Origin of the sequence: Limnospira sp. PMC 1279.21, assembly GCF_032349615.1 — a bacterium.
Lineage (GTDB): Bacteria > Cyanobacteriota > Cyanobacteriia > Cyanobacteriales > Microcoleaceae > Limnospira > Limnospira fusiformis.
In genome coordinates this window covers 1-2,726 of record NZ_JARPLU010000317.1, presented here as the reverse complement: position 1 = coordinate 2,726, position 2,726 = coordinate 1, and the positions used below count along the sequence as shown (strand labels likewise).

The 2,726-nt window shown below is 43.8% G+C and carries 5 protein-coding genes and 1 pseudogene; 4 read left to right on the top strand and 2 right to left on the bottom strand.

What is annotated here, in order from left to right; all coding sequences use genetic code 11:
- The first annotated feature begins 188 nt into the window (after positions 1-188).
- The 3 genes from P5683_RS24055 to P5683_RS24045 all read left to right on the top strand — a co-directional run bounded on the left by P5683_RS24055 (position 189) and on the right by P5683_RS24045 (position 1,647).
- Positions 189-809, top strand: coding sequence for a Uma2 family endonuclease (locus P5683_RS24055; RefSeq protein ID WP_006624849.1), 621 nt, complete (start codon positions 189-191; stop codon positions 807-809).
- An 86-nt stretch (positions 810-895) separates the two neighbouring features.
- Positions 896-1,324, top strand: coding sequence for an element excision factor XisH family protein (locus P5683_RS24050; RefSeq protein ID WP_006668186.1), 429 nt, complete (start codon positions 896-898; stop codon positions 1,322-1,324).
- Positions 1,300-1,647 (top strand): XisI protein, encoded by a 348-nt coding sequence (locus tag P5683_RS24045; protein WP_006668187.1) that lies wholly within the window; start codon positions 1,300-1,302, stop codon positions 1,645-1,647. The genes P5683_RS24050 and P5683_RS24045 overlap by 25 nt, the downstream gene beginning before the upstream one ends.
- A gap of 122 nt (positions 1,648-1,769) precedes the next feature.
- Here P5683_RS24045 and P5683_RS24040 read toward each other — a convergent pair whose 3' ends face one another.
- Together P5683_RS24040 and P5683_RS24035 are read right to left on the bottom strand one after the other, a co-directional pair.
- Complete coding sequence (locus P5683_RS24040) at positions 1,770-2,090, bottom strand: XisI protein (RefSeq protein ID WP_006668188.1); 321 nt, start codon at positions 2,088-2,090, stop codon at positions 1,770-1,772.
- A complete protein-coding gene (locus P5683_RS24035; RefSeq protein WP_315641138.1) occupies positions 2,078-2,227 on the bottom strand; it encodes a hypothetical protein in 150 nt (49 codons plus the stop codon). The genes P5683_RS24040 and P5683_RS24035 overlap by 13 nt, the downstream gene beginning before the upstream one ends.
- A gap of 100 nt (positions 2,228-2,327) precedes the next feature.
- Between P5683_RS24035 and P5683_RS24030 the strand changes: the two are divergent.
- Positions 2,328-2,726 (top strand): annotated as a pseudogene (locus tag P5683_RS24030) (GUN4 domain-containing protein); the annotation flags it as partial.

The following is a 2,726-nucleotide window of genomic DNA, read 5'->3' as shown; positions in this document are numbered from 1 at the left end:
GAATATTATATGATAATAACATCATCCCCAAAATTGACATTTGCCGATTTTTTAGGAGTAGGGTGCGTTAATGAAATGTCAACACCGTTGACCATTACAATGTTAATGAAATGTCAACACCGTTTATGCTCTCAATTGGCTGGCGGTGGGTTACGCACTCAACCCACCCTACGAAGGAGGAATATTATATGATAATAACATCATCCCCAAAATTGACATTTGCCGATTTTTTAGAACAGTATCCCGACGGTTCAGGGAGGTATGAATTAGTTAATGGAGAATTGGTGAAAGTGGAACCAACCCGCGCCCATAAAAATATCGCTCGGTTTTTGGTTCGTCGTTTTGACCGGGAAAGTGAACGGCTGAATTTAGACTATATTATCGATAAAGATATCATCGTCAAAACCGTGACCCAGGAGGGGGAAGAAAGGGGGCGAAATCCTGATGTGGCGGTAGTGAAAGCTGAGGTTTGGAATCGCAACGTGCGGACTTATGGAGCCTTGACCGAACCCATTGAATTAGCCGTGGAGGTAGTTTCCACCAACTGGGAGGATGATTATATTGACAAGCGGGAGGAGTATCAGCGGTTGGGAATTGCAGAATATTGGATTGTGGATTATTTAGCGATCGCATCTCGTGCATTTTTAGGCAATCCCAAGCAGCCGCAGATTTTGGTTTATCGGTTGGTTGAAGGCGAGTATCAACTGCGGTCATTTTCCGGGAGCGATCGCATTTTTTCCCCCACTTTCCCAGAGTTGGAATTAACCGTCGATGAAGTATTGACAGCGAGTGGCATTCGCGAGTTATAATATAGAAAATCATATCATAGCTCACCCAAATCACATTGATCGCCGTCGCTATCCGACATAAATTTAATATAAATGGGACGCATTTAATGCCCGCCAAAGATGTTTATCATGATACTGTTTGTATTGCTCTGATGAAAGATGGTTGGACAATCACTGATGATCCCCTGATTCTAAAGATCGGGGAACGCTCGACGTTTATCGATTTGGGGGCTGAAAAACTAATTGCTGCCGAACGAGATCATGAAAAAATCGCTGTCGAAATTAAAAGTTTTTTGAGTCCTTCTCCAATCAAAGATCTGGAAAATGCCTGGGGACAGTTCTTTCTGTACGCCAGAGCACTTCAAAAAAAAGAATCAGATCGCAGTTTATATCTAGCGGTTAGCCGGAACACCTTCGATACTTTATTTCAAGAAGAAGCCGGACAACTGCTTTTAGAAGAACCATATTTTCGGATGATTGTTTTTGACCCAAATAGTGAGGAAATCCTGCAATGGCAACCACAATTAAACCTATAGATGATTGGCGGAATTTACTGGAAAAAATTATCCAAGATTATGCCGATATTCCCTATCGATATGGTGATGTAAAGACTTACCTGATTGTCAGTCGGGACGGCAACCATTTTATGCTGGTACACGAAGGCTGGGAAAATAATCGTCGGGTTCACGGTTGCATCGTTCATGCCGAGATTCGCGATGCCAAAATTTGGATTCATTACGATGGCATAGAAGATGGCATCACCGAGGAACTCGTTGCCGCTGGTGTTCCCAAAGATTGCATTGTCCTCGCCTTTCATCCTCCCCAGGTTCGGGAACATACCGGCTATGCGATCGCATAATTTTATCATTCCTTTTCCCGGAGCGATCGCATTTTTTCCCCCACTTTCCCAGAGTTGGAATTAACCGTCGATGAAGTATTGACAGCGAGTGGCATTCGCGAGTTATAATATAGAAAATCATATCATACCCGCCCCGCATTAGATTCTTCCAAGAACCCCAAAATAATGCGGTTTTCAGGAATGCCTTTTTCAATCAAATCTTGAGTAATTCCCGCTTCCATCCCATCATATTCAATCACAACTTTTCCTTCACGCAAAACAATATAGATGAGATTTACTCGGACTCGTCTACCTCGATCCCAACCCACTTGCATCAGTGCATAATGTTCTTGTTTATCATCAAATACCGTATCCAATCGAATCTCGCCATGAGATGGACGCAGTTGTGCATATTCACAGATAACTTGTTTGACAATTTCGCGATCGTGAGTTATGGTATCCATTGTTTAACCTCCGCTTTTTTCGCATCAACCACTAAGAGATTTAAAGGCAGTTTGTTTTCCGGGAGCGATCGCATTTTTTCCCCCACTTTCCCAGAGTTGGAATTAACCGTCGATGAAGTATTGACAGCGAGTGGCATTCGCGAGTTATAATAGATCGAATAATGCCACCCACTATAGCTATACTTGTAATGAGTGTCACCATTCCACGGTTTCTACGTCTTATCGGGGTTGAGAATCATGGCGAAATGTCCCGTTTGTGAAACGGAATATACACCAAATGAGGTGGAAACCTGTTCGGTGTGTGGTTATGACCTGACACCCTATCCCCCTGTGATTGGTGGGATACCCTCCGGGTTTTTGGAGAAGGAGAAAAAACGCATTGCCGCCGCCAAGCGGGTTTGGCAATTGTCTCAGTCTCAGGTAGAGTCCGCACAGTTGATGGTCTCTCACCTGCAATCTCAGTTAGATGAGACCACCCGGAAAATTGACGGTTTTACCACTACTCAATCACGGCTAGAATCTCAGATAGAAGCGATCGCATCTCAACTCCAATCCCAGAATGAAGCGATCGCATCTCAATCCCAATCACGGCTAGAATCGCAGATAGAAGCGATCGCATCTCAACTCCAATCCCAA

What these genes read in the sequence shown, in the direction of transcription:
- P5683_RS24055 (WP_006624849.1), top strand. Translation starts at nt 189, where the DNA reads ATGATAATAACATCATCCCCAAAATTGACATTTGCCGATTTTTTAGAA.
- P5683_RS24050 (WP_006668186.1), top strand. Translation starts at nt 896, where the DNA reads ATGCCCGCCAAAGATGTTTATCATGATACTGTTTGTATTGCTCTGATG.
- P5683_RS24045 (WP_006668187.1), top strand. Translation starts at nt 1,300, where the DNA reads ATGGCAACCACAATTAAACCTATAGATGATTGGCGGAATTTACTGGAA.
- P5683_RS24040 (WP_006668188.1), bottom strand. Translation starts at nt 2,090, where the DNA reads ATGGATACCATAACTCACGATCGCGAAATTGTCAAACAAGTTATCTGT.
- P5683_RS24035 (WP_315641138.1), bottom strand. Translation starts at nt 2,227, where the DNA reads ATGCCACTCGCTGTCAATACTTCATCGACGGTTAATTCCAACTCTGGG.